Origin of the sequence: Paraburkholderia sp. CNPSo 3076 (assembly GCF_026343935.1) — a bacterium.
GTDB classification, from domain to species: Bacteria; Pseudomonadota; Gammaproteobacteria; order Burkholderiales; family Burkholderiaceae; genus Paraburkholderia; species Paraburkholderia nodosa.
On the sequence record NZ_JAPMAL010000010.1, the window covers coordinates 1 to 23,897 of the forward strand.

Consider the following 23,897-nt stretch of genomic DNA (forward strand, 5'->3'; position numbering starts at 1 on the left):
ACCCCGGCCACCCGAGACGATGACCTTCGCGCTCGTGAGTTCCGGACGGTCGAGCTTCGTCACTTCACGGCTCACGAACTTCGAGAGGCCGCTGTCTGCCGCCGCTTCGATCTTCTCGATGGCTGCGCTGCCGCCTTCGGTTGCGACGGGATCGAAACCGGTCGTGCGGACCGTGATCACCTTGATCGGGTCGCTCGACTGGACGATTGCGATCGCGTTGCCTGCGTAGATCGGACGCTCGAACGTGTCGGCGCTGTCGACTGCCGTGATATCGCTGATCTGCGCAACGTCGAGCTTCGCGGCAATGCGCGGCGTGACGTTCTTGCCCGCTGCCGTTGCCGGAGCGAGGATGTGCGAGTAGTTCTTCGCAATCGCGAGGACCGTCGCTTCGACGTTTTCCGCGAGACCGACTTCGAGTTGCGGCGCATCGGCCAGCAGCACCTTCGCCACGCCTGCAATCTTCGCAGCTGCATCCGCAGCCGCCTGCGCATTGTGGCCCGCGACCAGCACGTGCACGTCGCCGCCAATCTTCTGTGCTGCGGCAACCGTATTCAGCGTTGCGGCCTTGATCGACTTATTGTCGTGTTCGGCAACAACCAGATTCGTCATTTTCGTCTGCTCCCCTTACAGCACCTTGGCTTCCGTCTTCAGCTTCTCGACCAGCGTCTTCACGTCCGGCACCTTCACGCCTGCCGACCGCTTCGGCGGCTCGGCAACCTTCAGCGTCTTCAGACGCGGCGTGACATCGACGCCCAGGTCTTCGGGCTTCACGGTTTCCAGCGGCTTCTTCTTCGCCTTCATGATGTTCGGCAGCGTGACGTAGCGCGGCTCGTTCAGGCGCAGATCCGTCGTGACGACTGCGGGCAGTGTGAGCGACAGCGTTTCCGCGCCGCCATCCACTTCGCGCGACACCGTAGCCTTGCCGTCTGCAACCACGACCTTCGAAGCAAACGTAGCCTGCGGGAGGTTCGCCAGCGCGGCGAGCATCTGGCCAGTCTGGTTCGAATCGTCGTCGATGGCCTGCTTGCCGAGAATGACCAGTTGCGGCTGTTCCTTGTCGACGAGTGCCTTCAGCAGCTTGGCCACAGCCAGCGGCTGCAGGTCTTCGTTCGACTCGATCAGGATCGCGCGATCCGCGCCGATGGCCAGCGCCGTGCGCAGCGTTTCCTGCGCTTGCGTGACGCCCGCGGACACCGCGATGACTTCCGTCGCCACGCCCGCTTCCCTCAGACGCACCGCTTCTTCCACGGCGATTTCGTCGAACGGGTTCATCGACATCTTCACGTTGGCGATGTCGACGCCCGTGCCATCCGACTTCACGCCGACTTTTACATTCGCATCCACCACGCGTTTCACTGCCACGAGGATTTTCAAACCGTATCTCCTTCCCTTGACGAAACAGCCGACGCGCTTGCGCGTCAGCGACCTTCTCACATCACGATTCCCTGAGTCGGACGCGATGTCGACTCGCGCTTCGAGTGCACTTCCGATTCAGCATAGATCGTATCCCCTACGAAAACCGGACAAGTAAGCATTGCCTTGATCCAGCCAGCCCAACCCAAATGCTCGCTGAGCACCTGCGCAGTTCGCGTTGACCGTCCCAATCCAGACGAGTGAGCCAGCACCTGCATCAATTGGGTGTCAAATCCACTTTTTAACTAGCTGCTGGATATTTGAAAATGGCTTTGACAGGCGCTATTGGGGCCGCGGCACGAGCGCCATGACGTTACGGCCGAGCGCACCGTCCACGAGCAATTCCTGTCCGTTCACGTAGCCCGATCGTTCGCTCGCGAGAAAGAGCACTGCATCGGCAATATCTTGCGGGTCCGCGATTCGCCGAGACGGTACCATCTTCGTGCGAGCGCGCAGCATGGCGGGATCTTCGTAGTAGCGCGCGCTCAACGGTGTGCGCACGAGCCCTGGGCTCACGACGTTGCTGCGAACGCCGTCGTCGGCGAGTTCGACGGCAAGCTGTTGCGCAAGCATCGCGAGCGCCGCCTTGCTCGCACTGTATGCCCCACCCAACGGGATCGGCGAACTTGCCGCAATCGAGGCGACATGGATCATCGAGCCGCTCCCCAAAGCGCGCATTTGCTGGCCGAAAGCCTGCGCGCATAGCAGCGCGCCGGTGAGATTCACTGCGAGCACGCGGTTCCAGTGATCGACATCCAATTCGAGCAACGGGCCTCGTAAAGTGATGGCCGCGTTGTTCACGAGCACATTGCAGCGTCCCAGCGCACGTTCGCTCTCGCGCGCAGCTTCGACCACACTTGTCTTATCCGCGACGTCGCAGTCAATCACGATCGCGTACCCGCCCTCGCTGACGATGCGCCCGGCAATCACCGCGCATGCCGCGCTGTCTCGGTCGAGCAGCGTCACATGCGCGCCCTCGCGTGCGAGCGCAAGCGCGATTTGCGCGCCGATCCCGCCCGCCGCGCCGGTAACGACGCAAACTTTCTCTTCGAGGTCCAGCCACGACTTGGTATTCATCAATCAGGATTCCTGTTGTTTTATTCGATGCTCACTCATAGTGGCGCCGCCGCGCAATTCTCCCAGCACCGTCGCACCGAGTGCCGTACCATGCACGGACAGATGTGCGCCCAGTTGCACCGCCTGAAGAACCTCCGACGGCGTTGTGCCGCAATCGAGCGCCGCTCGCACGAAGCGGCGCACGCCATCGGGATTGAAAGCGGTGAAGCAGGCATGCAGCGCGATCTGAATGAGGCTGCGCTCCGCATCGTTCAGGCCTTTGCCGGTCGAACCGTGCTCGATAAAATCGAGCAGCACGTCCACATAGGTCTGATCCAGCGTGGCAAGCGTCTGCAGCATGCTTGCGGCCTGCGGGCATAGTCGCTCGATTCGCGTGCGCAGCGCCACATCGATTGACGACATGGCCATTTCCGCCGCTTCCTGCGCGAGTATCGCCGCCGACTGATACACGCATTCGAGCCCCTGCGCGGCGACGAGATGCAGCACGTCGAAGATATCGGCTTCGCTCGCGCCCGCGGCAAACGCGCCCGCCAGATGCGTCCTGAGCCCCGCTGCATACAGATGCGCCGACGAGGCGTCGAGCGCCACATAAATCAGCTCCACCATGCGTGCGGATAGCGGACCATGGCGCGCGGGGTAGGCCGCATAACGCGCGTACTGCTCCAGAAGCGCGGGATGCGCCTGCAGGATCGCTTCGGTCCACGGGCGCCAGTAGCCGCGCGCCTCGACGAATTGCGCCTTCACGCGCGCGCGCATGGCATCGCTTTCGTTCATGCTGTCTCCTTTCTTGTGTGTCCGTTCTGCAAGTCGAAGTTCGCCGCGCAGAACGATGCGGCGCTCACATACCCGCGCGCCATGTTTGTCCGGTGACGAACTGCGCCTGTGCGCCGGCCACGAAATGCACGATCGGTGCAAGCGCGGCAATCTCATGTTGGTCAGCCCGAGCATCGATAGTGAGCGCATTGATGCGCAGCGCACGCGCGCCCCATTCGCAGGCGAGCGTAGCGACCAGCATGCGAGCCGCTCCAGTGTCGCCAGCCGCGCGCCAGTCTGCATTAGCTGCGTCGCGTGGAAGCAGCAGCGTCAGGCTCGCCCGCTGCCCGTGTTCACGCGCGAAGCGCGCCGCTGCCGCGTGCACGGCGGCAAGGCGATTGCCCGGTTCCGCGCCGAGCACCGAGGCATCCAGCGTCGCCCGGTACGTTTTTCCTCCGATATCGCAACCCATGCCCGCCCAACGCCGGGCCGCGTCGCCGATTACGTCGAGTTGCAGCGACATGCCGGCGTTGTTGATGATCGCGTCGAGCGCGGGCACGCCCACGGCGAGCGCTGCGATCTGGTCGGGCTGCATCAGGTCGGCCACGCGCACCAGATGCACCGCGCCGCCCGCTGCAGGCAGGCTCGACACGAGCCGATCCAGCGCCTCACCGTTGCGATCGACCAGCACACAGCGCCAGCCGGCCGCCGCGAAACGCTGCGCAGCCGCCCGGCCGATACCAGAGGCCGCGCCGGTGATCAAAACCGTCTTTTCGGCGCTCGAACTCATTGCCTGGCGTTCCTATATATTCGTGAAGGTGATACCGCCATCGATCGTCAGCGCCTGGGCCGTGATGAAACCGGCCTCGTCGCTTGCGAGAAACGCGATGCCGCGCGCGATATCCTCCACCACGCCAAGCCGGCCGAGCGGCGTGCGCGCCACGCGCGCCGCATCGCGCTCCATGTTGCGGTTGCGCTGCGTGCCTTCGGTCGGCACGGCCGAGGGGCAAACCGCGTTCACGCGGATACGGCGCGGGCCGAGTTCTGCCGCGGCGGCGCGGGTGATGCCGAGTATTCCCGCCTTGATGCCCGAATACACCACGGAGCTTGCCGCCGAGCGTAGCGCCGCCGTCGAGGCCACGTTGACGATCGCGCCGCCGCGTTCGGCATCCATGACCTCCGTGGCGGCCTGGATGCCCCAGATTGCGGCCTTGAAGCCAATGTCGAGCATACGATCCACCGTCTCGGGCGCGATCTCGGGCACGGCCTGATAGCGCACCCACGCGGCGTTGTTGACGAGCACATCGAAACGCCCGCCATGCTCGCGCGCCGCCTGCACGGCCTCGGTCATGCCTTCGCGCGTGGCGACGTTGCGCACCACGGCAAAGGCCTGGCCGCCTTCCGCGTGAATCTGCGCCACCGTCGCGTCCACAAGTTCTTCTCTCAGATCGTTCACGCCGACGATCGCGCCGCGCGCCGCCAGCGCACGCGCAGTAGCGCGGCCAATCCCGGCGCCCGCGCCGGTGACAAGCGCCACGCGAGCATTCATGTCCTGTTGCATATCTGTCTTCCTCACTGTGCAGCGATGAATTCACAACCCACTTCGCGAGCGAGCCCGCCAGCGCCGAACGACGCATCGAGCTTGCGCACCTCGCGCAGCGAATAGTGCAGCGGCACTTCCCACGTGAAGCCCATGCCGCCATGCAGATGAATAGCCTTTTCGATCACGAATGCCGCGTTCGCGAGCGTGCCCGCCAGCGCGGGCCGCGCGTCACGCACGGCTTCATATTCGTCCGTGGCGATCGAGCGGCGAATCGCGGCGGCCGACGCTTCCTGCACGAGCTTCATGCGCGCGAGCAGATGGCGCACGGCCTGTTTCGCGGAAAGCGGGCGGCCGAACTGGACACGCGTGGACATAAACGCGGCGGCGGATTCGAGCGCTCCGTCGGCCGCGCCATTTGCGAACGCGGCAGCGAGTACCTGCAGATCGCGACGGAGCCCCAAATAAGTGTCGGCGTTCAGCGTCGCGATCATTTCAACGCCATCGAGCGCGAGCCAGACTTGCGGGCATTCGGGATCGAGCGCGCCATCGGTTTCGTATCTTGCCGAGCTCACGTCCACGAGCGCGCCGCCGCCCTGAGCGTCAGCAACCAGCACCCAATCGCATTCGTTCGCGTGCCGTGCGTGTCCGGCGACTCCCTGCTCCATGCCACCCTGAAGCGCCACAGTGGCGAGTCTTTCACCGCTTACTAGCGCGGCGGCAATCCTGGTGCCCCCGAACGCCTTCGCCAGCGCGATCTGCTCCAGCAAGGGAAAGCGCAGTTGCTGCTTGCCCGCCGCATGAGCGATTGGCACCGCGAAGTCGATGTCGAGGCCAAGGCCGCCATCGTCCTCGCAAGTGCACACCCCAATCAGTCCCGCGTCCGCCAATACGCGCGCTGCGTCGCGCAGCGCGCGCGATTTCGCGTCGTCGATGGGGGCGACGGCGGCCTGTGCGAATTCCTCGGGCTTGAGCCCGTCGTCTCGCATCGTCATATCAAAGATCCTTCGGCAGTTTGAGGATGCGCTGCGCGATCACGTCCATCTGCACCTCGGAAGTGCCGGCATAGATCGTCTCCGCGCGCGAAAACAGGTAGGCATGCGTGAAAGTCTTGCGAGCACGCTGCGCGAGCGGGCTCGATGCGGGACTCACGTGCGCGACCAGAGAAAGCGCAAGGCTCGCGAATTGCTGGTGGCATTCCGACCAGTAGAGCTTGGTGAGCGAGCCTCGTGCGCCCAGCGACTCACCTTCCATCACCTGCCCGACGGTGCGCTCGACGAGCCCCTTGAGCGCGTCGATCTCGCACACCACGTCGCCTATGCGCCGCTGGTAGTAGCCGTCGTCGAGATATTGCGCGAGCAAGGTGTCGGACTTGCAAGCGCTCACGAGCTGGCGCAACTCGCATTCAAATCGCCACGGACGGTACATGCGGTTGGTCGCGCGCTCGATGGAGAGCACGCGGATCGCCGCGCTCCAGCCTTCGTCGGGCGCACCAAGGCGTGCGCTATCGGGCACCACCACATCGTCGAAAAACACTTCGGCGAAGGACTCCTTGCCGTCGATCGACTTGATCGGCACCACGCGAATGCCCGGCGTGCTCATGGGTACGGCAAACATCAGCAGGCCGCGATGCTTGTCGGCCACCGTGCCCGTGCGCGTGAGCAGCAAGCAGTAATGAGCCTTGGCCGCACCGCTCGTCCAGATCTTCTGGCCGTTGATGCGCCATGTGCAGCCTTCCTGCACGGCTTTCGTGCGCAGGCGCGCCAGATCCGAACCGGCATCCGGCTCGGAGAAACCCTGGCACCAGTACTCGCGCATCGCGAGAATCGCGGGCAGGAACGCGCGTTTTTGCTCCTCGGTGCCTACTGCCATGATGATCGGTCCGGCCAGTTCCTTGCCGATCGAGCTGACGCTTTCTGGCATGGGCAGCGCGCCGACCTCCTTGCTCACCGCAAGATGCTCGCGCATGGTGAGGCCGTAGCCGCCGTAGGCCTGCGGCCAGGTCATGCCCGCAAGGCCGGCATGATACATTTGTGCCTCCCAGTCGCGGCATTCGTCGATCGTGGGGGCGCGATAAGCGAGGCTGTCCGTGCGCATATGCTCGGGCAGGTTCGCGCGCAACCAATCGCGTGCATGCTGGCGATAAACCGCCCGCCCCGCTGCGGGATTGGGCACCGCCGGGCTCTTGTCCATATACATCGTTATCCTCACTGATTGGACGGTGGGTTGCCTGCGGAAATCATGAGCGCGTCGAGTACGACAGCGCCCTCTCCCGCGGGCTTGACCAGAATGGGATTCATGTCGATTTCTGCCACGTCGTCGGCATGGCGGCACGCAAACTCCGAAAGCCGCGCCACGGTGCGCGCCGCTGCGCTGAGGTCGGCCTTCGGCTGGCCTCGCGCCCCGTCTAGCAGCGGGAACATGCGAAGCGAGCGGATCATCTGCAGCGCTTCGGCCTCCGTGACGGGTGCGCGCTGTACAGCCACATCCTTGAGAATTTCCGCATGTATGCCGCCCATGCCCACCATCACAACCGGACCAAAGACGGGATCGCGCGACGCGCCCGCGATCATTTCCACTCCGCCGCGCAGCATGGGCGCGACCAGCACGCCATCGATACGCGCATTCGGCGCAAGCTGCGCCGCGTTGGCGAGCAGGCGCGCATGGGCCGCCCGCACGGCGCCGCCATCGTGCAGGTCCAGCGCCACGCCGCCAATTTCTGTCTTGTGCGCGATGTCCTCCGAAGCGATCTTCAGAACTACGGGGTAACCGATCGAGTCGGCAAAGCGCACCGCTTCGTCGGTGCCCGACACGATCGCTTCCTGCGGTACTTCGATGCCCGCCGCCGCCAATGCGGCCTTGGCGCGATGCTCGTTGCGAAACACCTCGGGATCGATGCGCTCTACCGGCCCCGAGTAGCGCGGTACACTGGCCTGGCCGCGCAGCTTGCCGAGGCGCACGAGCGAAGCGAGACCGCGCGCCGCGGCGTCGATACTGCCGAACACCGGGATGCCGAGCGCATTGATCTGTGCTACGGCGTCGGCGGGGCCGTGACTCACGATCATGAGCAAGCGCTCAGGATGGCTCTTGCGCACTTGAGCGAGCGCGTCGAGGTAGATGCCGCGCAGCCGCGAATTGAATAGCGAGAGCGACATGAAGAGGACGAGCGTGCTGCCGTTCGGTTCATCCAGCAGTGCCGTGAGCATCTTGAGCAGAATGTCGGGGCGGCTCGACATCTGCGCGGACGCATCCACGGGGTTATTCGTGCCGGCCGTGGGCACCGCTTCATTGATGCGCGCGCGCGTGGCAGTCGCGAGCGGCGGCAAGCCAATGCCTGCCTCGGACATCGCGTCCGCCATCATGATGCCGAAGCCGCCCGACGCGGCGACCAGCGTGGCCGTATCCGTTTGCGGCAGGCGCGCAGGCAGCAGCAGCGAAGCCGCGTGGCCCACGTCGAGCATCTCTTCGATCGAGCGCGCGCGCAATGCGCCATGACGGCGGAACACGGCGTCGATCACCGCGTCCGAACCGGCGAGCGCGCCCGTATGTGAAGCGGCCGCGCTTTGACCCTGTTCGGTCGCACCGATCTTCAGCACGATCACAGGCTTGTTGCGCTCGCGCGCGGCTTCGAGCGCGGCAATCAGGCGATCCGCATGGCGGCACGTTTCCATACAGCAGAGAATCACGCGCGTTTGATCGTCATGAGCAAGCGCGGCGATGCCGTCCGCCACGTCGATATCGGCTTCGTTGCCGGTTGCGATGAAGCGGCTCACGCCAAGCCCGCGGCGCGCCACGCATTGCATGGTATGGCTGCCCACGTTGCCCGACTGCGAGACGATGCCCACATGGCCTGCGGGCGGCATGCTCTCTTCGAGCGCAATGGAAAACGAGCCGATGGTGCCGTCGAGCACATTTACAGTGCCAAGACAATTCGGGCCGAGGATGCGCATGCCTGCTTCGCGTGCGATCGAAACGAGTTCTGCCTGAAGCGCCGCACCCTCGGGACCGGTCTCGGCAAAACCCGAGGAGAGCACGATGGCGCCGCGCACGCCGCGCGCGGCACAATCACGCAACGCGTCGGCGGTTGCATTCGCGGGCACCGCGAGAATGGCGAGGTCGGGCGCGGTGGGCGTTTCGCGCACACAAGCGTAGGCTTTTAAGCCCTGGACTTCGCCACCACGCGGATTGACCGGATAGACCGGCCCCGCGTAACCGTATTTGCGCAGCAGATGCACTGGGCGTCCGCCGATCTTGTTGATGTCGTCCGAAGCGCCCACGATGGCGATGCCGCGCGCGTTGAAGAACGCGTCCAGCCCCGCGCCGGGCCGCTGAATTTCACTGGCGTTCATGTTTCAGCGGCCCTTGAAAACGGGTGCGCGCTTTTCGAGGAAGGCAATGCGCGCTTCGCGTGCATCCTCGGTCTTCGAAAGCGCCATCGTGAAGTCCTGCTCGTGACGGTATGCTTCGCGCTGCGGCATCACTTCCACCATGTTGGCCGCGCGCTTTGCGTAGACGATCGCAAGGGGCGCTTTCGAGGCGATCTCGCGCGCAAGCGCCATCGTCACCGGGAGCAACTCGCTCGCAGGCAGCACGTCTTCCAGCACGTTACGGCGCAGGAGGTCGTGCGCGCTCAGGCGTTGGCCCGTGAAGAACATGCGCCGGACCGTGGAGCGGCCAAACAGCGTGCGCAGCATCGAAGCGCCGCCCGCCAGGCCCACGTTGATTTCCGGCATGCCGAAGGTCGCCTCTTGCGACGCGTAATAGATATCGCAGGACGCCATCAAACCGAGCCCCGCGCCGAGCGCCACGCCATTCACAGCAGCAATGACGGGCTTCGCGCATTCTCGAATCGCATTGCCGGTTTCGCGCGTCAAGCGGTTGTGTTCGAGAAAGTCGCCGGCCACTTCGTTATCCGGACGGTCGCGCAAATCGGCACCCGCGCAAAACACCTTGCCGATGCCGGTGAGCACGGCGCAGCGAATATCATCGCGTTCGGATACTTCGTCGAAGGTCGCGATGATCTGGCGGCGCATTTCGCGGTTCAACGCGTTGACCGGCTCGCGCGCCATCGTCACGAGCGCCACGCCATCGGCCACTTCGAGCCGCACCATACGATCGCTCATGCTCGCGCTCCCTTGTTCGAATGTGCAATGGGCGCGACGGCGCGCGCGGCCCGCAGTGGGGCTTCGAATTTCATCTGCATGATTGCCTCCTCGTGTTCTCGACTCCATGCCGGTTGCCGCGCTAGCGAGCCGGACATTGGCATGGGCTCCTGCGAACCGATTATATGGACGGACCACTCCTGCGATTTCCGCCGAAATCGTTGGATGTGTCCTGCAAAAACTCGTGCTATTCGCAGGAATGGATGCGATTTACGATGCGCAGAGTCGTGCACGGACACGGCGGGATGTGTCGCGCGCGTCCGGCTGGCTTCGCGTTTCTGCACTCCGCAATTACCCTGATTCGAATGGATGATTCTGCTTCATGGCAATCGAAATCGAGCGCATCACGACGATTACGGCAGCACTTGGCGAGTGCCCGGTGTGGGACGCCGCGCAGGCAAGCCTGTGGTTCATCGACAGCAGAAAGGGACGGATTTACCGCGTCGACCCGCAGACGGACGCGAGCACGCACTACGACGTGCCACCGCCTGCCGGTTCGTTCGCGTTGAATGACGACGGCAATTTGATCGTCGCGCTCAAGGAAGCCATCGCGCTGCTCGATACGGCAAGCGGCGAGTGCCGCTCGCTTGCGCACATCGAGGCCAGCCATCCGAACCTGCGGCTCAACGATGGCGCGGCGATGCGCGACGGCAGCTTCGTCGTGGGCACTATGCACATCTATCGCGAGAACGGTGAAGCGCCGCTAGGCGGCATATACCGGCTGCAATGCGACGGCGCGCTGGTCAAGCTCGATGGTGGAATTGGCGTGGCAAACGGGCCGGCCGAGCATCCAGTGAATGGCCGCTTTCATATTGCAGACAGTGCAGCGAAAACCATCTGGTCTTACGTTATTGAAAGCGACGGCGCGCTGGGCGAGCGCCGCGCGTTCGTGAATACCGAAGCGCTGGGCTCCGCGCCCGACGGCTGCTGCTTCGACGCACAAGGCGGTTTGTGGACCGCGCTCGTGCACGCGAGCGCAATCGCGCGCTTCGACGAGCAAGGCCGCATGACCGATCGCATTGACTTGCCGCTCGCGCATCCCGCGTCGCTCTGCTTTGGCGGCCCGCTGCTCGACGATATTTACGTGACGTCGATTACCGATAGCGGCCGGCTGCGCGCGAGCGGCGAACTCGACGGCGCGCTGCTGCGCCTGCGCGGAGCGGGCTACCGCGGCGCGCCGCGCTTTACGTGCCGCATACGCGCCGCGTGAGATACGGCGCGTCCTTGCGCAACCTTACGCGCTCAAAGCGCCAGCGCGTCGCCGTAAGCGGAAAAGCGCAATTCCTTGCCCGACACGTGCGCCGCAATGAAGTCCAGAAACAGGCGGATTTTCGCGGGAATCATGGGCGTGTCGAGTATGGTGGCGTACATCCCGTCCTCAAACGACGTATTACTCACTCGATATTGCGGCATGAGCCGCACGAGCCGCCCGCTCGCGATATCGTGATGCACGGTGTAATCGTCGAGCAGTGCAATGCCTTCGCCAAGCCGTGCGAATTCCAGCAGGGCGATGCCGTTGTTGCTGACATGGCGCGGCTTGAAGGCTACCTCTTCCACCGCTTCGTCCTGCTTGAAGCGCCAGATGTAGTTATCGCCGGGCAGCGTATAGGCGAGGCATTCGTGCGTGGCGATCTGCTCCGGCGTTTCGGGCAGCGTGTGCGCCGCCAGGTAGCCTGGCGAGGCCACGAGATAGCGTTCGCTCTTGAAGAGAATGCGCCGCTTGAGCCCCGCTTCCACGGGCGGCGCAATGCGAAAGTCTATATCGATCTGCTGGCGACGCAAGTCGGCTTTCGATTCGCCAAGAATCAATTCGACATGGATGTCCGGGTATTGCCGGCGAAATTCGGCAATGAGTGGCGGCAGCACGCCGAGGCCGAACATCATACGCGAATGCACGCGCAAGGTTCCCATGGGCGCGGCGCTAATGGCCGTGATGCTGCTCTGCGCCTCGCTGATGCTCCAGAGAATGCCCTCCAGATGCCGCGCATATTCCTGCCCCGCCTCGGTCAGCACGACCTGGCGCGTGGAGCGCAGCAGCAGCTTGACGTTCAGCTCGCTTTCGAACTCCGTGATCATGCGAGAAACCGAGGTGGCGGAAACCCCGAACTTGCGCGCGGTTTCCGAAAAGCTCTCTGTTCGTGAAATAGAGAGAAACAGCTCCATCGCACGAAGTCGATCCATGATTCCTCCAGTTCTTGCAGTACAGAACGCATGTTTTACGTTATTCCTGATAATAACATGGCGAATCTAGAATTCCTCTTAAGCCCTTTGGGTTTTATAAAGAGAGAGGAGCACTATGGAATTCGGCGTTTTCATCCTGGCCCAGCAACGGGGCTATCATCAGACTTCGCAGCAAGTCATCGGCAATTCGATCGAGCAAACGGTTGTTGCGGAACAGGCCGGATTCGACACCGCCTGGTATGCGGAACACCACTTCAACAACTATTCGCTTTCGCCGTCGCCGCTCATGACGGTGGCGCACGCGGCCGGTAAGACGAAGCGCATTCGTCTCGGCACGGCGGTCTGCATTCTGCCGCTTTATCACCCGGCGCGTTTTCTCGCTGAAGTCGGTTTCGTCGATACCGTATCGAACGGCCGCCTCGACCTTGGGGTCGGCTCGGGTTATCAGGAATTCGAATTCGAACGCTTTGGCGTAGACATTGCCGAATCGGGCGCGATCTTCAATGAGTTCCTCGACGTGATTCCCAAGGGGCTCACGCAAAAGATCTTCGAGCACGACGGCAAGTATCTGAAGATTCCGCCCAGCTCGATCGCCGTGCGCTGCATTCAGGAGCCCATGCCGCCAATGTGGATCACTTCCGGCAATCCCGTCACACTTGGGCGGGGCGTGCGCGAGAACCACAATCTGTTCGTGACCGCGCTGCTCAACGGCACGGACGCCATCGCGAACTTGCGCGGCCGGCTCGAAAAAGTTGCCGCTGAAAACGGCAAGGACCTCGACCGCGACGTCAAGTTCGGCTTCCTGCGCTGCGGCTATGCCTCGGACAACAAGGCCGAAGTCGATGCGTACCTGGATTGCGCACGCTTTCAACGCCGCATTTCGGAAAGCCTCAAATATCGCCGCGCACATTCCGAAGACGGCTACATGGTGAAGGAGGAGCCTTCGCCCACCGACCTGAGCTTCGAACAGTTGCGCAAGAATCTGCCCGTGGGTTCGGTCAACGAGGTGATCGACAAGATGCTCGAGGAGATCAGCATTCTGCGTCCGAAGCATATTGCCCTGCAGACCCAGCTTGGCGACTTCGATCAGAAGACCATGCTCAAGCAGATCGAGTTGTGGGGCGAGAAGATCATTCCGGCCATCCGCAAGGAAGTGGGCCAGTTGACCACGACGGTCTGAGGAGGCAGCCATGCGTCTGCACCTGACCAACGCGGGGGCGATCACGTTACTCGATGCGTCGAACTTCAAGAAACTCGACGTGCTCGTTGACCCGCAGCCACGCGAGCGGCTCGACCAGGCCGTTGCGCGCATTGGCCGGCGCGACGGCGATGATCATATTCTGCTTGCGCCTTCCGTGCTGCGATTTCTCTCAGGGCACGCGGGCGATGCAATCTGGGAAGCGGGCTTCACGGGCATGATCGACTACGCGGCGCGCTTTGGCTGGGTGAACGAGCGCGGCGAAATCCGCGCGCACATCACGCTCAACGACAGCGACGAAGTCATTTCGCTAGCTGACTTCAAGGCCGCGATGCGCGCCCTGCCCGCGGGCATCAGCGCGATCACGACCGGCAGCGGCGAAGCCGTGGCGGGCATGATCGTCTCGAGCCTCACGTCGATCTCGGCCGAGCCGCCGCTCGCGGGCTTTTTCGTGAACCAGTCGTCGTCCATGCGCGCGCCGCTCATGGCTAGTGGCCGCTTTGTCGCCAATATTCTGGGCGAGGACCATGGGCCGGTCATGGCCAGGTTCCTGGGTGCACCGCAAGGACCGCAGCGCTTTAGCGAAGGCTGCTGGAGCGAAGGCCAGCATGGCCTGCCTGTGCTCACGAACGCGCTCGCGAGCCTCGAATGCGATATCGTCTGCACGCAGCCACTCGGCACGCACGATTTCGTAGTCGGCAAGATTCGCAAGACAGCCAATCGCGAAGCCAATCCGATGGTCAATTTCAACGCCTCGACTCACAAGCTCGTGCAGCTCACCTTGCATTGAGCCGGTTCTCCACGTTGTTTCTTGCGCCGCTGATTCAAGCGGCGTTTTTCTTTTTGCCCGTCGTTCTTTCGCGGCGCGGTCAAAACGAACGCTGCATCGCCTTCTAAAGTCCGCTCACAAAGCAACTGGCCGCTGACCGGCGGCAACCGGACAGCGGCCATAAAGCGCTTCAGGCGAAAAGGGCGTCTTTGATCAGAAGCGCTGGATCATGCCTACGCGCCCGACAAACTGATGATTTGTGCTGGAGGGCGTCATTAACTCGATGCTGGCAACAGCCGGTTGACCAAGCGAGTCAGTGCCCGATGCGGCTTGATACACGCCGAAGAAGTACAGCTCAGTGCGCTTGGAGAGGAAGTACTGCACCGCGAAAATGCCCTGATGATACGTGGCCGAACCATTGCCGCCCGCGCCGCCGCCATGCGTGTAGGTATAAGCGCCGCCGACCAGCAGTGCGGGCGTGGCGAGGTACGAAACGGTGGCGGTGGCCGTATTGAAGATGGCCGTGCCGCTGTAGTGAAACGGGTTGGGGCCGGCGTTGAGATCGCCCAGCTTGTCGAACGCCGAATGGCTGAACGTGGCGGCGAGGGTAGTCTGTCCGTACTTGTAGCTCGTGCCCGCCGAATAGATCTCGTACGTATGCGCGGAGGAATAGCCCGCGTAGATCGGATTGGATTGCGCCGTCGTGAGCGAACCGGCCGAGCCCATGTTATTCGTGGTCGGGCCGCCATTGTTCGGGCTATTGCCGAACGAGGAAAGGTTCGGATCGCGCGCGTTGAAGTAGCCGAGGGCCGCGGAAAATCCGCCGATCGCGTAGTTCGCGCCGAGCGCCCATACCTGGCTGCGCGTAAAGTCGCCGGCTTGGCCGCCCAGCGAATACATGCTGCCGAAGGTGAAGCCGCGATAGTTCTGACTCAGGTATTTGATGGCGTTGTTTACGCGGCGAGTGTGGCCAAGTCCGTCCACGTCACCGGGCACGGCACCCGAAATGCCCGCGATGAGGGCCGGCGAATAATTCGCCACGAAGTCCGATTGCGTGTCGTACTGGCGGCCGAACATGACTGTGCCGAGCGTGTTGCTGCTCAACCCAACGAAAGCCTGGCGGCCGAACATGGCGCCGCCTTGCGCGATGGCGCCGTTGACAATGTTGTAGCCGTTTTCAAGCGTGAAGATCGCCGAAAGCCCGCCGCCCAGATCCTCCGATCCCTTCAAGCCCCAGCGGCTGCCGCCATAGCCGCGCGTCGCACCGTCGCTCATGTTGACTTGCGATTTGCCTTTGAGCGAACCGTCGGCATTGCGGCCCGTTTGCGCGTTTGTCGAATAGTTGATGCCGAGATCGATCAGCCCGTACAGCGTGACGGAACTCTGCGCATGCACATTCGCCGCTGCAAGTGCGACGACCGACCCGACCCAAAAGTGACTCTTCTTCATGACGTCTCCAGAATTGGATTCTTTTATATATGTATTAGTTTGCAATCCGAACTTTATGATGAGGCTTTATATTGAAACAACAGGCGACTGCATCCCTCCACGAGATTTTCAAAAGCGTGTGGCGCGCGCTTGGCTAATGCGCGCCGCGTCAGGTCACACCACGCCCCGGCTCGCAAGTTCGCCGATGCGCTCGGGGCTATAGCCCAGCACGCCTTGCAGCACGTCGCGCGTGCCCTCGCCCAGTTGCGGCGGCGCGTGTCGCACGGGCAAGCGCTCCCCATCGAAGCGCCATGGTGGCGCGAGCACGGGCGTCGTGCCCGACTCGGTATACGGATGCGGCTGGGTCGTCACGAGCCCCGCCTCGGTGGCGCGCGGCGACAGCAGGGCTTCGCGCAAGCCCGCCACTTCGCCGCATGGAATGCCGGCGCCCGTAAGCTTGTCGAGCAGCGCGGCGCGTTTTTCACCTGCGATCGCGCGGCGAATGTCGGGCAGCAGCGCCGCACGGTTTTGCGAACGCAGGATATTGGTTTTGAAGCGTACGTCCTCGGCAAGTTCTGGACGGCGCAACACTTCGCGACAAAAGCGCTCATACTGGCCGTTGTTGCCCACCGCCACCACAAGCGGGCCATCGGCCGCTTCGAATACACCATATGGCACGATAGACGGATGCTCGTTGCCAAAGCGCGGCGGATCTTCGCCCGCCACAAGCGCTTCGAGTCCGTAATAGGCCGTGATCATGAGCCCGCAGTCGAACAGCGCCATTTCGATGTGGTGCCCGTTGCCGCCGCGCTCGCGCTCGTAAAGCGCCGCGAGGATGGCCTGGGCCGAATACATGCCGGTGAAAAGATCGACGGCTGCGATGCCGAATTTGAGCGGCGGCCGTTCGGCTTCGCCATTCAGCGCCATCAATCCGGCTTCGCCCTGCACGAGCAGATCATAGCCGGGACGCTCCGCCTCGGGGCCGGCGCGGTCGTAACCGGAAATAGAGCAATACACGAGCTTGCTGTTTTCTTTTTTCAACTGCTCGTAACCGAGGCCGAGTTTTTCGGCCCCGCCATATTTGAAATTCTGAATGACGACATCGGAGGTCTGCGCAATTTCGCGCGCGATCTGTTGGCCTTCTGGCGTTTGCAGATCGAGTGTGAGCGAGCGCTTGTTGCGGTTCACGCTATTGAAATAGGCCGTTTCCGTGCGGCCGATGCGCAAGCCCCAGTCGCGCGTGTCGTCACCGCGCCCGGGATGCTCGACCTTGATGATTTCCGCACCGAGGTCGCCGAGCACCATGGCGCACCACGGTCCGGCCAGCACACGCGATAGATCGAGCACGCGCACGCCGGCAAGCGGCAGCGCCCTGTTTTCTGGAGCCATTGAAACTTTCCTCATTGCATTGCGCGAGACGAAGCGGGCCCCGGCACGCGGCGCGCCGTGTGCCCGTTCGTCCATCTGTGGGTGGGTTCAGCGACCGCGCACGCTCTGGCGCGGCCTCATGGGGTTCCGCGCAGGCGTGACTGGCGCGGCACTCAATACTCTCAGTGTTGTGAGGCCGCCGGCGTACCCGCCACGAGTTCCGCTCGGCGCAGGTGCGGCGCGTGACGTCCAAGCACGAGTAGCGCGCCCGCGGCGATCAGCGAAGGCACGGCGAGCAGGCCGAAAATGGCCGAGAACTCCCAGTTCAGGCTCAGCAGGAATGCGCCGCCGAAGGTGCCCGCCACGGCGCCGAGACGCCCGATCGCCAGCATCCACGCACAACCGGTCACGCGGCTCGTGGTCGGATAGAACTGGGTGGCGAGCGTGGACATCGAAGAAGCCGCGCCCGAAAGCGTGAGGCCGGTGGCGACGATCAGCAGCGTGAGACTCGCGTCGTGCGCCATGTTACGACCGATGATGAGGACCACGAGCGCCGTGAGCGTATAGAACAGCGCGATCACTCGCACCGGGCTCATGCGGTCCATCAGCCAGCCCGTGAAAAGAATGCCCACGCACGCACCCAAATGGAACCAGGCGGACGTGGCGGCGTATTGCGGCAACGAGAAGCCCGAGGCTTTAAGCAGTGTCGGCATCCAGTTGTTGATGAGATACAACACCACGAGGCACATGAAATAGGCCACCCACAGCATGATCGTGCCCACCGCGTACTTGCGCGAAAGCAACTCGAGCACCGGCGAGCGCCTGACGTGCTCGCGCGGTGCATGCGCCTCGCTCACGAACACGCAGCCGTCAAGGCGCGCGTTGGGCGCGAGACGCCGCAGCGCGTGCGCGATGCGTTCCGCGGGCTTGCCGCGCGACACCATGAATTTCACCGATTCCGGCAGGAATGCGAGCAGCAGGCACGCGAGCAGGATCGGCGCAACTCCGCCCACGAGCAGCACGCTGCGCCAGCCGAATGCGGGAATCAGCCAGCCTGAGAGCACGCCGCCTACGGTGTTGCCGGCTGCAAAGCCAACCAGCATCCCGTTGACGGCCAGGCCGCGAATGCGCGCCGGCACGAACTCGGACATCAGCGTCGCCGTGTTGGGGATCGCTGCGCCTAGGCCGACGCCCGTGAGAAAGCGCATGACGGTGAGCGCATCCATCGAGGTAGCGAAGGCCGCCGCCGTGCTCCACACGCCGAAGAACGCCACGGAGCCGATCAGCACGCTGCGGCGGCCAATGCGGTCGGCGATCGGGCTCACCAGCAGCGCCCCCACGCCGATGCCAACGAGCGTAGCGCTCAAAACGGGCCCGAGCGAGGTGCGCGGCACGTGCCAGTCCTGCGCGAGTGTGGGCGCGATGAGGCCCATCGCGCCGGTATCGAGGCCATCGAGTGCAATGGTGAGAAAGCACAGCACGAACAGCATGCAGTGGAAGAGCGAAAAATGCTGATCGTCGATGAATGCCTGGACGTCAACGGTGCGTCCGCTTTCGAGTGCCTGGCTCATCGCGCCCCCCCACCCGTCCTGCCTGCGCTCCGGCCAATGCACAACCGGGGAATGCTCTGATTGCCGCTGCCGATCCTCTTCATACCGTTTTGTCTCCGTTGAGTTATATCCACGCGCACATCGCGTTTTAAACCAGGCAATGCGCAGCCAGAGTACGAGCTGCTTTGGCTCGTTTTTTGTTCCGCTCTTACGTGCGTCTCGCTCACCTTTCACGTGACGCCGCGCGTGCGCGGCGCTTTTTGCATGCTTCTATCGGTGTTTTCCGCCGTCGACTCACGCGCCGTTGTTCTCGCATCGATTCGAACGATCGTTTTCTAAACGCCATGCGTTGCACGAATCTCTTGCGGTTCGATTATATGGATCGAGTGCTGCGCCGATTTCGTCGAAATAAGCGGATGTGTCCTGCGAAAATCGACATATTCGCGCGGTTTGCAGGGGAATCTAAGGGATAGCCCGCGTGGTGAGTGCAGCGACGCCAAAACGCTCACGCAATCTCTCGACGAGCGCAACGAGTCCGGGAGGCATCACCTCAAGCACGCTGGCCATGTCGGCAAGCTGCTGCGCGCCGGCGAGCAGCAACAGATCGGTGCAGCAGTTTGCCGGCTAGCTGTTCCTCGCCTGAGCGATGATCACCGGGATGTCTCCGGCAACTCGCGCGCGAGCCCGAACACGACGAAGCGGCCTGACTCGGCATGCGCGGCGATTACGTCAGGCAAATACGGGAAGCCGAAGATCGGGTAGCGCACATCGAGTTCACAGTAAATCGCGGCGGGAACGAGTCCCACCATGAGGCAACTCCAGTAGCGCTATCTGCGCTTACTCAGCGCTCTGATCCATCTGTTGATGGCGCGCGGAGAGGGCCGCAGCGCGGGCCTGGCCGCGGCAGTCTTCGGCCAGCCGACTGCAACCTGTGCATGGTCGTCGGAACGCCGCGGTTCCTTTATTCCGCAGCGCGAATAGCCTGTCTTTCAAACAGGCATATTCACCGCCCCGGTCTCTTCGTCCGACGTTACAGACGACCCTGCCGTCAACACCTCGACGAACATCGAAACCAGCGGCTCCACGATGAACTGTGTCGCTGGATCCTCGCCGATGACCGCGACTTCGGATGCGGGTAACGCCGGCCATTGCGCGGACGCAGGCAGAACCTTCATACCGCTTCGCAGGAACGATCTGGCCAGCACCGTGACACCCAATCCTCCGGCAACCGCTGCCTGCACGCCGATCAGATTGCTGGCCGTGCACGCAACCGTCCATTCGCGGCGCGCAGCGTCCAGCGTGTCGGTCATCACTTCGCGATAGGCACACGGTGGCGGCATCATGATGAGGCGCGCTGGACGCGACGCGTCGTTTCGATAGCCTTTCGCGGCGAGCCAGACCAGGGGTTCGCGCCAGATCACCCGCCCGCAATGAGCCGAGCCCTCGCGCTTGCGCCTTGCAAACACCACGTCGAGAAGCCTTCAGGTGATTCGAAGATCCCGGAACGCATTAAGGTCATAGCTTTAGGGGTATAGAGATGGGCAAGCGGAACTCAATCGAGATTGTCGATAATTTTTGGCAGCAGGTTTGGCAGTCGCGCAACCCCGACGCCGTGGACGAACTGGTTTCCGAGGACTTCGGCATCACGTCGGGTGGCGTGCTGATCAGTTCACGCGCTGAATTCAAGAAGTGGGGGACAGCGTTCCTCGCCAGCATCGACGACTTTAGATTCGAGGTCATCGAGACGTTTCAAAATACGGCCGGTGACCGGGTCGTCAGTCGCTGGCGTGTAACCGGGAAAAATAATGGTTTCATGGGGTCCGATCCGTGCGGGTCGCCGATCGATATGACGGCGTGAAGGCGGGGCGCATCACGCTTGAAGTCAGGAATGCTGCGGACAACAACATGGAACACGAACTCGTCGTGCTCAAGACGGATCTCGCGGACGATGCACTCCCCGTCAATAAGGGACTGGTGCTGGAGCGCAAGCGGAAAAAGATCGGCGAAGTCGAAGACATCGCGCCGGGCAAGACCAAGCGCGTGTCGTTCAAGCTCGTGCCCGGCCACTACGCGCTGATCTGCAACAAGCCGGGACACTATGCAGCGGGATGCATACGGCGCTTGTCGTAGCGCCGTAGATCGCCTGGCGAGGCAGCAAAAAGCTCGAAAGACGGCAAGAAGAAGCCATGCGCCGACGCCGGTTGATATATCCGCATTGGTGCGGCCCTTCAACCAAACGGGCATCGTTGTTGCGCGTAAGGAATAAGGCGTCTGTGCGCTGCGTTTATGGCTGTGTAGGCGCCTGCGTTCGCGATGAACCGCGTGACGGCGTCGTCGGTAATTGCGCAACTCATGCCTCGCTGGATACCCCTCAGCGGAACTTCCAACGAGCTTCCTCAGGAGGAAATCATCATGAAGCGGCTTCGGATGGTCCTTGTATGTCTCGTTTGCCTCGGAATGGCCGCGGTTTCTGGATCCGTGGCCGCGAGCGGCGATATGAATCAAGGCGGCAATGGCGCGTCAAGCACTTCGACCAATTCGTCAGGCGGTGGTTACTGAGCGCGGCAGGCGCTAATGCGCAGCACGTGGCCTGGCTCTCCGCGCGACGGTACAAACCAGGGGCACAGGAGACGCCAGGCTCACTTACGATCCCGACATACGCCAGGTCACCTGGAACGTAACGTACAGCGACCTCTCGAGTCCGGTAACGATGGCGCACTTCCACGTCGGGCCAGCGGGAAAGAATGGCAAAGCTGTCGTCTGGCTGACGAAAGTGGGTAGCACCAGTACCCCCATTGAGGGCCCCCTCAAGGGCGAGAGTACGCTGACGCCAGATCAGGCGAAGGAATTCGTCGCGGGCGATCTCTACATCAATGTCCACACGAAGGACCACCCGGACGGCGAGATCCGTGGTCAGGTAGTGCCGCCGAAGTAGTAGCCGTTGTGGGATGGGGAGACGCGCGTCAGCAGCGCGCTGGCGCGTGTCACCTCAGGATCGTGAATGATCGCCGTGTGATCAGGATTGTTGATCGCAAGCAGGACCTGATTCTGGTCTCCGGTTTCAACGTAGTCGAGAGCGTGCTCTTCCAGCACCCCGGCATTCTGGATCTCCTCGAGTGGCGAGAACAGCTGCGTCCTGGCCCCTGCTGCCCCACTGCGAAAGAAGCAAGGCGTGCCGCGGATTGCGGGATCCGTACGCCTTCGTGAAACACTGGGCAATTGACATTGCTACTCCATTCGGGGGCATCGGAATTCCCCGCTCGCGCCGCCGGCGCCAGGGAAGAGAGGACACCACGCGCCGGACCGGGACGGGTGTCCGCGCCCCGGTCCGGCACGTGGATCGTGATTGCCGAAGAACTTCTGCGGAATCCGAACGCTTCCTCTTACATTGGCGGGACGACCCCGTTCTTTTCGACCACCAGGCGCTGCGCGGCATACGTACCCTGTGACGCTGGTTTCGCAACCACAAAGACTTGCTTGCCTGGCGCCAGATCGGAGCGCGCAGCCGGCATGAAGGTGACGATCGGGACATTCGGAGGCACCGTAATCTCATTGCTGCCGCCCTTGTACGACAGCTTCAGATTGCGACCTTCCGTGCCCTGCACGACAGTATCAACATTCGCGTTGGTCATCGTGCTGTTCGGACCGAGGTCCCACGCGTAGTGACCCTCCCCCGTGCCACGCGCGGCTTCAGGAAAGACGACGACTTCGGTCGCCGTCAGCTTGCCATCGGTGCCCGTCGTCGCTGCCGTGCCGACGAACGTACCCGGCTTGATGTCGGACAGCTGCATCGCTTTGACGGACGACACTGGAACGTTTGTCTCGAGGGCGATTGAGACCGTGTCGCCACTGCGTCGATGGACCTTGAGAACATCGCCGTCGAGGGAAACGATATTGCCGCGAATACGTACGGGCCTGGCATCAGGAGTTTGCGCCAGCGCGCCGCCGGCAAGCGCCATTGCGGCAATGGTCGCGCCAACTTTCAGTCGAATGGTCATGAATGCTCCATGTAGCGGATATGCGTTGAGGGAGGAATCGATTGCACTTCAGGAACCGCCGAACCCGTTATAGCCCTGGTTCTCCCAATAACCACCGGGATACTCGTTCGTCAGCGTGATTGCGACGATATGTTTCGGATTCTTGTAGCCGAGTTTGGTCGGCATGCGCAGCTTCATCGGAAAGCCGTATTTTGGCGGCAGCACATCGCCGTCGTACGTCAGCGTAAGCAACGTTTGCGCGTGCAGGGCTGTCGGCATATCAATACTGGTCCAATAGTTATCGGCGCAATGGAGCGCGACGTACTTCGCTGTTGTGTCGGCGCCCGCACGGCGGAGAAAATCGGAGAAACGCACACCGCCCCAATGTCCAATGGCGCTCCAACCCTCGATGCAGATATGCCGCGTGATCTGACTTTCCTGTGGCAGCGCTCGAAGTTCGTCGAGCGTCCATCTGCGTTTGCCGTTCGCGAGTCCTCCCACCTGCAGCCGATAAGTCGCGGCGTCGACTTCGGGTACGTCGTCGATGGCATAGAACGCGTTGAACGGGAAAGGCCGCGTAGTCATCGACTCCGGATACGTCGGCGCCATCTTGTTCGGATCGAACAGCAGCGCCTGCACGCGGTCGTTGAAGAACGACATCTTGCGCAGAGCGGTATTCACCGATTTGTCGTTCGAGAGATCGCAGCCTGAGAGCATGGCAATGCCGCCAAGCGTGAGTATCTGTCTGCCGAGCAATCTGCGCGCGGGACTCTTCAATTCACTGCGCACGTCCTTGATGATCGAATCCGCGTTCGAGACGAGAAACGCATTGGCTTGTTTTTTGCGTGGGCGCATGATCGTTTACCGTCCGCGAATCATCAGGAGCAGTGAGCGCGGCACGAATGCGACCATGATGACGTGCACGATGAAAAACGCGACGAGAATGCTCATCGAGAAAAAATGGACGACACGTGCGTTGTCGTATCCGCCCATCAACGTTCGCAACAGAGGTAACTGAACCGATTTCCAGACCGCCAACCCCGAAAGGATCACGATCGCGATGTCCACGATAACCACCACATACGCCAGCTTTTGAACCGCGTTGTAGCGAGTCAGATCCTCGTGCCCCAGCTTGCCGCCCATCGCGGCGGCAAGATCCCGAGCTACGGCGCTGAAACGAATCGGGAGAAGCTTTCTCCACAGGCGCTTTGAAAGGATGTTCAGGGACACGTAGGCAAGATAATTCGCGACCAGCAGCCACATGATCGCGAAGTGCCATTGCAATGCGCCACCCAGCCAGCCGCCCAATGTCATGCTTGCGGGAAATTTCAGTCGCGCGAAGATTGGCGAGGCATCGTATATCTGCCAGCCGCTTGTCACCATCAGCGCGACCGCCACGGCATTGATCCAGTGTGTCGTGCGGACCCAGAGAGGCTGAATTATCGTTCGGCTCATTTGCAGGCTTCGTGGAAGTTGTTCGT

General features: G+C 62.5%; 25 protein-coding genes and 1 pseudogene. 6 read left to right on the forward strand and 20 right to left on the reverse strand.

Annotated features, from left to right (window positions below; all coding sequences use genetic code 11):
* From M3A49_RS13135 to M3A49_RS13185, 10 genes are all read right to left on the reverse strand, one after another.
* On the reverse strand, positions 1 to 609 hold a 609-nt coding region (locus M3A49_RS13135; protein WP_266229042.1), incomplete at its 3' end, for an electron transfer flavoprotein subunit alpha/FixB family protein.
* 15 nt (positions 610 to 624) lie between these two features.
* Positions 625 to 1,374, reverse strand: a complete 750-nt coding sequence (locus M3A49_RS13140) for an electron transfer flavoprotein subunit beta/FixA family protein (RefSeq protein WP_266229043.1) — start codon at positions 1,372 to 1,374, stop codon at positions 625 to 627.
* A gap of 321 nt (positions 1,375 to 1,695) precedes the next feature.
* Positions 1,696 to 2,490 carry an SDR family NAD(P)-dependent oxidoreductase gene (locus M3A49_RS13150; RefSeq protein WP_266229044.1) on the reverse strand — a complete coding sequence of 265 codons (795 nt, stop codon included), beginning with the start codon at positions 2,488 to 2,490 and terminating at the stop codon, positions 1,696 to 1,698.
* A 3-nt stretch (positions 2,491 to 2,493) separates the two neighbouring features.
* Entirely contained in the window at positions 2,494 to 3,264 is a 771-nt protein-coding gene (locus M3A49_RS13155) for a carboxymuconolactone decarboxylase family protein (RefSeq protein WP_254358373.1), read from the reverse strand.
* A 64-nt stretch (positions 3,265 to 3,328) separates the two neighbouring features.
* Positions 3,329 to 4,033, reverse strand: coding sequence for an SDR family NAD(P)-dependent oxidoreductase (locus M3A49_RS13160; RefSeq protein WP_266229045.1), 705 nt, complete (start codon positions 4,031 to 4,033; stop codon positions 3,329 to 3,331).
* A 12-nt stretch (positions 4,034 to 4,045) separates the two neighbouring features.
* Complete coding sequence (locus tag M3A49_RS13165) at positions 4,046 to 4,804, reverse strand: SDR family NAD(P)-dependent oxidoreductase (RefSeq protein ID WP_266229046.1); 759 nt, start codon at positions 4,802 to 4,804, stop codon at positions 4,046 to 4,048.
* A gap of 11 nt (positions 4,805 to 4,815) precedes the next feature.
* Complete coding sequence (locus M3A49_RS13170; RefSeq protein WP_254358377.1) at positions 4,816 to 5,778, reverse strand: acyl-CoA dehydrogenase family protein; 963 nt, start codon at positions 5,776 to 5,778, stop codon at positions 4,816 to 4,818.
* A 1-nt stretch (position 5,779) separates the two neighbouring features.
* Positions 5,780 to 6,976 carry an acyl-CoA dehydrogenase family protein gene (locus M3A49_RS13175; protein ID WP_254358378.1) on the reverse strand — a complete coding sequence of 399 codons (1,197 nt, stop codon included), beginning with the start codon at positions 6,974 to 6,976 and terminating at the stop codon, positions 5,780 to 5,782.
* A gap of 14 nt (positions 6,977 to 6,990) precedes the next feature.
* Entirely contained in the window at positions 6,991 to 9,132 is a 2,142-nt protein-coding gene (locus M3A49_RS13180) for an acetate--CoA ligase family protein (RefSeq protein WP_266229047.1), read from the reverse strand.
* A 3-nt stretch (positions 9,133 to 9,135) separates the two neighbouring features.
* Positions 9,136 to 9,906 carry an enoyl-CoA hydratase/isomerase family protein gene (locus M3A49_RS13185; protein ID WP_254358380.1) on the reverse strand — a complete coding sequence of 257 codons (771 nt, stop codon included), beginning with the start codon at positions 9,904 to 9,906 and terminating at the stop codon, positions 9,136 to 9,138.
* Between the two features lie 361 nt (positions 9,907 to 10,267).
* Between M3A49_RS13185 and M3A49_RS13190 the strand changes: the two genes are divergently transcribed.
* Positions 10,268 to 11,155 carry an SMP-30/gluconolactonase/LRE family protein gene (locus M3A49_RS13190; protein WP_266229048.1) on the forward strand — a complete coding sequence of 296 codons (888 nt, stop codon included), beginning with the start codon at positions 10,268 to 10,270 and terminating at the stop codon, positions 11,153 to 11,155.
* Positions 11,156 to 11,187: 32 nt separating this feature from the next.
* Here the strand turns inward: M3A49_RS13190 and M3A49_RS13195 are convergent, their stop codons facing one another.
* Positions 11,188 to 12,126, reverse strand: coding sequence for a LysR family transcriptional regulator (locus M3A49_RS13195; protein WP_266229049.1), 939 nt, complete (start codon positions 12,124 to 12,126; stop codon positions 11,188 to 11,190).
* Positions 12,127 to 12,241: 115 nt separating this feature from the next.
* Between M3A49_RS13195 and M3A49_RS13200 the strand changes: the two genes are divergently transcribed.
* Entirely contained in the window at positions 12,242 to 13,306 is a 1,065-nt protein-coding gene (locus tag M3A49_RS13200) for an LLM class flavin-dependent oxidoreductase (RefSeq protein WP_266229050.1), read from the forward strand.
* A 10-nt stretch (positions 13,307 to 13,316) separates the two neighbouring features.
* A complete protein-coding gene (locus M3A49_RS13205; RefSeq protein ID WP_266229051.1) occupies positions 13,317 to 14,114 on the forward strand; it encodes a flavin reductase family protein in 798 nt (265 codons plus the stop codon).
* Positions 14,115 to 14,306: 192 nt separating this feature from the next.
* On the opposite strand, the gene M3A49_RS13210 is transcribed toward M3A49_RS13205, so the two are convergent.
* The 5 genes from M3A49_RS13210 to M3A49_RS13230 all read right to left on the reverse strand — a co-directional run bounded on the left by M3A49_RS13210 (position 14,307) and on the right by M3A49_RS13230 (position 19,908).
* A complete protein-coding gene (locus tag M3A49_RS13210; protein ID WP_266229052.1) occupies positions 14,307 to 15,542 on the reverse strand; it encodes a porin in 1,236 nt (411 codons plus the stop codon).
* Between the two features lie 153 nt (positions 15,543 to 15,695).
* Positions 15,696 to 16,910 carry a CaiB/BaiF CoA transferase family protein gene (locus tag M3A49_RS13215; RefSeq protein ID WP_254358386.1) on the reverse strand — a complete coding sequence of 405 codons (1,215 nt, stop codon included), beginning with the start codon at positions 16,908 to 16,910 and terminating at the stop codon, positions 15,696 to 15,698.
* A 161-nt stretch (positions 16,911 to 17,071) separates the two neighbouring features.
* Positions 17,072 to 18,460: an MFS transporter gene (locus M3A49_RS13220; RefSeq protein WP_266229053.1), complete on the reverse strand. Its 1,389-nt coding sequence runs from the start codon at positions 18,458 to 18,460 to the stop codon at positions 17,072 to 17,074.
* A 629-nt stretch (positions 18,461 to 19,089) separates the two neighbouring features.
* Entirely contained in the window at positions 19,090 to 19,248 is a 159-nt protein-coding gene (locus M3A49_RS13225; RefSeq protein ID WP_266229054.1) for a hypothetical protein, read from the reverse strand.
* A 180-nt stretch (positions 19,249 to 19,428) separates the two neighbouring features.
* Positions 19,429 to 19,908 (reverse strand): LysR substrate-binding domain-containing protein, encoded by a 480-nt coding sequence (locus tag M3A49_RS13230; RefSeq protein ID WP_266229055.1) that lies wholly within the window; start codon positions 19,906 to 19,908, stop codon positions 19,429 to 19,431.
* 68 nt (positions 19,909 to 19,976) lie between these two features.
* Between M3A49_RS13230 and M3A49_RS13235 the strand changes: the two genes are divergently transcribed.
* The 3 genes and pseudogenes from M3A49_RS13235 (at position 19,977) to M3A49_RS13245 (ending at position 21,374) form a co-directional block, all read left to right on the forward strand.
* Complete coding sequence (locus M3A49_RS13235; protein ID WP_266229056.1) at positions 19,977 to 20,297, forward strand: ester cyclase; 321 nt, start codon at positions 19,977 to 19,979, stop codon at positions 20,295 to 20,297.
* Positions 20,294 to 20,577, forward strand: a pseudogene (locus M3A49_RS13240) (hypothetical protein); the annotation flags it as partial. The gene M3A49_RS13235 and the pseudogene M3A49_RS13240, both read left to right, overlap by 4 nt.
* Before the next feature lie 518 nt (positions 20,578 to 21,095).
* A complete protein-coding gene (locus tag M3A49_RS13245; protein WP_323183149.1) occupies positions 21,096 to 21,374 on the forward strand; it encodes a CHRD domain-containing protein in 279 nt (92 codons plus the stop codon).
* Here M3A49_RS13245 and M3A49_RS13250 read toward each other — a convergent pair.
* From M3A49_RS13250 to M3A49_RS13265, 4 genes are all read right to left on the reverse strand, one after another.
* Positions 21,353 to 21,658, reverse strand: a complete 306-nt coding sequence (locus M3A49_RS13250) for a hypothetical protein (RefSeq protein ID WP_266229057.1) — start codon at positions 21,656 to 21,658, stop codon at positions 21,353 to 21,355. The two genes, M3A49_RS13245 and M3A49_RS13250, sit on opposite strands and share 22 nt — an antisense overlap.
* A 164-nt stretch (positions 21,659 to 21,822) precedes the next feature.
* Positions 21,823 to 22,437: a hypothetical protein gene (locus M3A49_RS13255; RefSeq protein WP_254355588.1), complete on the reverse strand. Its 615-nt coding sequence runs from the start codon at positions 22,435 to 22,437 to the stop codon at positions 21,823 to 21,825.
* Between the two features lie 48 nt (positions 22,438 to 22,485).
* Positions 22,486 to 23,271: a molybdopterin-dependent oxidoreductase gene (locus tag M3A49_RS13260; RefSeq protein WP_266229058.1), complete on the reverse strand. Its 786-nt coding sequence runs from the start codon at positions 23,269 to 23,271 to the stop codon at positions 22,486 to 22,488.
* A gap of 6 nt (positions 23,272 to 23,277) precedes the next feature.
* Positions 23,278 to 23,871, reverse strand: a complete 594-nt coding sequence (locus tag M3A49_RS13265; RefSeq protein ID WP_266229059.1) for a cytochrome b/b6 domain-containing protein — start codon at positions 23,869 to 23,871, stop codon at positions 23,278 to 23,280.
* Positions 23,872 to 23,897 lie beyond the last annotated feature (26 nt).

Coding starts and splice junctions, on each gene's coding strand:
- M3A49_RS13150 (WP_266229044.1), bottom strand. CDS start 2,490: ATGAATACCAAGTCGTGGCTGGACCTCGAAGAGAAAGTTTGCGTCGTT.
- M3A49_RS13155 (WP_254358373.1), bottom strand. CDS start 3,264: ATGAACGAAAGCGATGCCATGCGCGCGCGCGTGAAGGCGCAATTCGTC.
- M3A49_RS13160 (WP_266229045.1), bottom strand. CDS start 4,033: ATGAGTTCGAGCGCCGAAAAGACGGTTTTGATCACCGGCGCGGCCTCT.
- M3A49_RS13165 (WP_266229046.1), bottom strand. CDS start 4,804: ATGCAACAGGACATGAATGCTCGCGTGGCGCTTGTCACCGGCGCGGGC.
- M3A49_RS13170 (WP_254358377.1), bottom strand. CDS start 5,778: ATGACGATGCGAGACGACGGGCTCAAGCCCGAGGAATTCGCACAGGCC.
- M3A49_RS13175 (WP_254358378.1), bottom strand. CDS start 6,976: ATGGACAAGAGCCCGGCGGTGCCCAATCCCGCAGCGGGGCGGGCGGTT.
- M3A49_RS13180 (WP_266229047.1), bottom strand. CDS start 9,132: ATGAACGCCAGTGAAATTCAGCGGCCCGGCGCGGGGCTGGACGCGTTC.
- M3A49_RS13185 (WP_254358380.1), bottom strand. CDS start 9,906: ATGAGCGATCGTATGGTGCGGCTCGAAGTGGCCGATGGCGTGGCGCTC.
- M3A49_RS13190 (WP_266229048.1), top strand. CDS start 10,268: ATGGCAATCGAAATCGAGCGCATCACGACGATTACGGCAGCACTTGGC.
- M3A49_RS13195 (WP_266229049.1), bottom strand. CDS start 12,126: ATGGATCGACTTCGTGCGATGGAGCTGTTTCTCTCTATTTCACGAACA.
- M3A49_RS13200 (WP_266229050.1), top strand. CDS start 12,242: ATGGAATTCGGCGTTTTCATCCTGGCCCAGCAACGGGGCTATCATCAG.
- M3A49_RS13205 (WP_266229051.1), top strand. CDS start 13,317: ATGCGTCTGCACCTGACCAACGCGGGGGCGATCACGTTACTCGATGCG.
- M3A49_RS13210 (WP_266229052.1), bottom strand. CDS start 15,542: ATGAAGAAGAGTCACTTTTGGGTCGGGTCGGTCGTCGCACTTGCAGCG.
- M3A49_RS13215 (WP_254358386.1), bottom strand. CDS start 16,910: ATGGCTCCAGAAAACAGGGCGCTGCCGCTTGCCGGCGTGCGCGTGCTC.
- M3A49_RS13220 (WP_266229053.1), bottom strand. CDS start 18,460: ATGAGCCAGGCACTCGAAAGCGGACGCACCGTTGACGTCCAGGCATTC.
- M3A49_RS13225 (WP_266229054.1), bottom strand. CDS start 19,248: ATGGTGGGACTCGTTCCCGCCGCGATTTACTGTGAACTCGATGTGCGC.
- M3A49_RS13235 (WP_266229056.1), top strand. CDS start 19,977: ATGGGCAAGCGGAACTCAATCGAGATTGTCGATAATTTTTGGCAGCAG.
- M3A49_RS13255 (WP_254355588.1), bottom strand. CDS start 22,437: ATGACCATTCGACTGAAAGTTGGCGCGACCATTGCCGCAATGGCGCTT.
- M3A49_RS13260 (WP_266229058.1), bottom strand. CDS start 23,271: ATGCGCCCACGCAAAAAACAAGCCAATGCGTTTCTCGTCTCGAACGCG.
- M3A49_RS13265 (WP_266229059.1), bottom strand. CDS start 23,871: ATGAGCCGAACGATAATTCAGCCTCTCTGGGTCCGCACGACACACTGG.